General features: G+C 65.8%; 4 protein-coding genes and 1 pseudogene. All 5 read right to left on the bottom strand.

From position 1 onward, the window contains the following. Window positions 1–439: pseudogene (locus EOA28_RS29545) on the bottom strand (DNA methylase N-4); the annotation flags it as partial. Then, a complete protein-coding gene (locus EOA28_RS29540) occupies window positions 436–1,806 on the bottom strand; it encodes an MT-A70 family methyltransferase (RefSeq protein ID WP_128315567.1) in 1,371 nt (456 codons plus the stop codon). The pseudogene EOA28_RS29545 and the gene EOA28_RS29540, both read right to left, overlap by 4 nt. Next, on the bottom strand, window positions 1,806–2,060 hold the full coding sequence (locus EOA28_RS29535; RefSeq protein ID WP_245501625.1) for a DUF2312 domain-containing protein: 255 nt from the start codon (window positions 2,058–2,060) through the stop codon (window positions 1,806–1,808). Before EOA28_RS29535 ends, EOA28_RS29540 begins: the two co-directional genes overlap by 1 nt. Before the next feature lie 89 nt (window positions 2,061–2,149). Continuing rightward, on the bottom strand, window positions 2,150–2,464 hold the full coding sequence (locus tag EOA28_RS29530) for a helix-turn-helix domain-containing protein (RefSeq protein ID WP_245501624.1): 315 nt from the start codon (window positions 2,462–2,464) through the stop codon (window positions 2,150–2,152). A gap of 31 nt (window positions 2,465–2,495) precedes the next feature. Then, complete coding sequence (locus EOA28_RS29525) at window positions 2,496–3,314, bottom strand: DUF6551 family protein (RefSeq protein ID WP_245501623.1); 819 nt, start codon at window positions 3,312–3,314, stop codon at window positions 2,496–2,498. Window positions 3,315–3,385 lie beyond the last annotated feature (71 nt).

Below are 3,385 nucleotides of genomic sequence, written 5' to 3'. Positions count from 1 at the left end.
AGCGCGAGGCGTCGACCTTGCCGGCCAGCACGCTCTCGTAATTGGTCAGGTAAACGACGTCGTCGCCTTCGATCTCGGCATCGGAGCGGATGAACTTCAACGTCACGCCGAAAGCACCATGGAACCGCTCTTCCGCCTCGGCGAAGAACTCATGCCGGACGCCGAGCGGGATAACGATCAGGCGCAGGCCCGGCACGAACTTGCCGACCAGGCGCATCAGCTCGATCTGCATGAATGTCTTGTGCAGGCCGAAGGAGGCGAAGATCGCGCGGCAGCCCCCTCTCATCGCCCAGCGCACGATGGCGCGGCAATGCGGCGCGCCGGCCGGGTTGATGTCGTCGAGCGCAACGTCGAAGCCGTCGGCCTTGGCCAACTGCATCTTGCGACGCAGGAAGTCCAGATACGGATCCTGGTCAGGGATGAGGACGGGCGCACTCATACCGGCACCGCCTTCCTGGCGCGGCGCTTGCGCGTTCCTTCCTCTCCCCCTGTGGGAGAGGACAGTTCGCCCCGCTGAGGCGCAGCCGAAGCGATGGGCGATCTTGGTGAGGGGTGCTCGTAGGGTGCCATCTCTTGCGGCGTCGCAGACCCCTCACCAAGCGCGGCCAGCGGCTCGCCTGCGGCTTGCCGGGCCTTGCTATCCTCTCCCACAAGGGGCGAGGAAGAGGCGTCTCCCGCCTCATACCCCCACGCCTGCCATCCGGGCCGCGGCTTGCGGCAGAACATCTCCAGCTTCGGCACGCCGGGATAGAGCCGCTCGATCTGCTCGGCGTACCAATCGGGCTTGGCGCTGTGCGCGCCCACGGCGTGCTCGGTGCATTTCTGCGGCTGGGTGCCGGGCAGCGGCGCCGGCACGTTGCCGCGCGTGCCGATGAGCAGCAGCTCGAGATTGTCGAACGACCAGTAGCCGGTGCCGAGCTGCTTGCCGGCATAGACCTTCTTCCAGCCCCAGAAACTCTTGAAGGCGAACCCCCAGGTGGCCATGATCGCCAGCCCGTTGGCTAGGTCCGTCACCCACAGGAACAGCACCGCGTCCGGCGCGGCGGGGCAGCCGAGCGCCATGATCTCTTCCAGGTCCATGGTCGGGTAATGGTTTTCCGCGCTCTTCTCGCGGCCGGTCGCTTCCGAATGGACGAGGAATTTCCACGGCGGGTCGGCATAGATCACCGGGTAGGTCGGGCCGCTGGCGCCGTCCTTCCACCAGATCGGCGCGCTCGCCTGGCCTGCCTTGGCGACCATCTCCATATGCGCCAGCCGCACCGTGTGCGACAGTTTCTGCTTTTCGGCGCGGATGATCTTCGCGCCCTTCATGTATTCGCCGACATTGGGCTGGTCGGGCACGAAGGCGGTCTTGATCGGCTTCGACGCCGGCCTGTCCTTGCCGTCCCTGCCGGTCGTTTCGTCGAACTGCGGAATTTCCGCAGTTGCGACCAGCTTGCGCCGCACGGCCGACACCGTCTTGTCATCGACGCCCAGCATCGCCGCGATCGCGCGCGAGGAAACCGACGGCGTGTCGCGCAGCTGGTCGGCGATCACCGCCTGCTTCTGCGCCGTGGTCAGGTGCCGGCGGGCGAAATTGAGCTCGCGCGACAGCGTGCGCTTGTCGACCTCCGACAGCCCTTTGCGCACGAAGCGCGGCCAGTCGACCAGGCCGAGGCTTTGGCAGATCTCGACGCGGTGATGCCCGTCGATGATCTGGCCTTCCTCGTCATACTCCACCGGCACCAGCACGCCATGCGCGACGATCGAGCGTTCCAGCGCGGCATATTCTTCCGGCGAAAGGCGGGGAAGCAGCTGGTATTTCATCACACCATCCCCAGCGCTGCCTTGTAGAGGTCGAGGATGCTTTCAGCCTCCTGCCGCTCCGCCTGGTCCATCTTGCGCAGCCGCACGATCGTGCGGATCGCCTTGGTGTCGAAGCCAGTGCCCTTGGCCTCGGCATAGACTTCCTTGATGCTTTCCGAGACGTCCTTCTTTTCTTCCTCGAGCCGCTCGATGATGGTGCGCAGCTGCCCGGCCGCGACGGTCTGCGCCGTGCTCGTCGTCTCGGCCGCCTGCAGCTCCTCCGTCGCCTCGCGGTTGCGCTCGCCTTTCGGCTTGCCGTCCTTCTTGGGAAGACGACGCGGCGAATAGGGATCGTATTCGTCGTTCATGCCGCCGCCCTCCAGGTTGTGCGATCGGCGAGGCGGTAGCCATGGCCCCACACGGTCTGCACATCGACGCCAAAAGGCTTCAGCTTCTTGCGCAGCTTGCACACGAAGACGTCGACGATCTTGATTTCGGGCTCGTCGCCGGCGCGGTCGGAGTAGAGCGCCTGCATGATCGCCTGCTTCGTCGCCAGCTCCCGCGTCGTCAAGAAGGCGAACAGCCGCGCCTCATGCACGGTCAGCCGCCACTCGATCGGGACGATCACATCGCTCGGCACGAGCGCATCTTCCAATTGCCGGACGCGCTCTCGCAGCATCGCTATTTCAGATTGTTGCCGGCTCACGAGATCAGCCTCCATGTCTCGTCTTCCGGCGGTTCATGTAGACGACCGAAGCCATGGCGCGCCAAAGCGGCACCTTCCGTTCCGCTGCGAATCGCGCGGCATCCTGGTCGATCGACGAAGCGTTGGCGGAAAGCACCAGCACGATCCGGTCAGGTTCCAGGTCGCCTTTGTATTCCGGCGCGAAAAGCAGGTATTCCACGGCCTTGACCATCGTCGCCGTGACCGGTGCGGCGCCCGCCTTGACGCAGATGTCCAGGACCTCGCGCGCGCCCTTGGCATGGCGCCTGTTGATCAGGGCGCGGATCGTCGTGATGGCGAGCGTGTCGCCGGTCTTGAACTTTCCGAAGGCCGGCGGATTGCGCAGCACGGTCACGCCGGCGCGTTTGCAGACCTGGTCGACTGTCACCGCGTCGTCGTCGCCGGCCGCGACCATGGCGTTGTGGAGCTGCGTCGGCGTGACCTGGATGCGGTCGCGGTTGTGCCGCACGAACGCGCTGGCGCGCGCCGCCTGCTCGTCCGCCTCCACGACCAGCACCGGCAAAAGGTCGATCCCGCCATGGGTGACGGCGCCGATGGCCGTGTGCTGGCCGTCGATGACATGAAGCTCGCCGGCAACATCGACCACGACAGGCGGCTTGAAGGCGCGCCAGTCCCATTCGCTGACGATCTTGCGGATCAGCCGCACCGACCGCTCGGACAGGCCGCGCTGATATTTTTCGTCGACCAGCAGCGACGACGGCGGCACCAGGCGCAGTTCGGGAGGATGCGTCGTGATCGTCGCCGGGGTCAGGTCGCCAAAGTGGAGCGCTGTCACCTGTCTCATGGCGCCACCCTGGTGATCCGATAGCTGCCAGGTCGCCCCGCGCCTGGCCGCGCGAGCATGCGCACCAACTC

The sequence above is a fragment of the Mesorhizobium sp. M2A.F.Ca.ET.067.02.1.1 genome (genome assembly GCF_004023285.1).
Lineage (GTDB): Bacteria > Pseudomonadota > Alphaproteobacteria > Rhizobiales > Rhizobiaceae > Mesorhizobium.
Note: the sequence above shows the minus strand (reverse complement) of the source record. Positions and strands in the feature narration are given on the sequence as shown.

Bases quoted from the DNA above. Each gene is read 5' to 3' on its own strand.
- EOA28_RS29530 (WP_245501624.1), bottom strand. From the start codon at position 2,464: ATGCTGCGAGAGCGCGTCCGGCAATTGGAAGATGCGCTCGTGCCGAGC.
- EOA28_RS29540 (WP_128315567.1), bottom strand. From the start codon at position 1,806: ATGAAATACCAGCTGCTTCCCCGCCTTTCGCCGGAAGAATATGCCGCG.
- EOA28_RS29525 (WP_245501623.1), bottom strand. From the start codon at position 3,314: ATGAGACAGGTGACAGCGCTCCACTTTGGCGACCTGACCCCGGCGACG.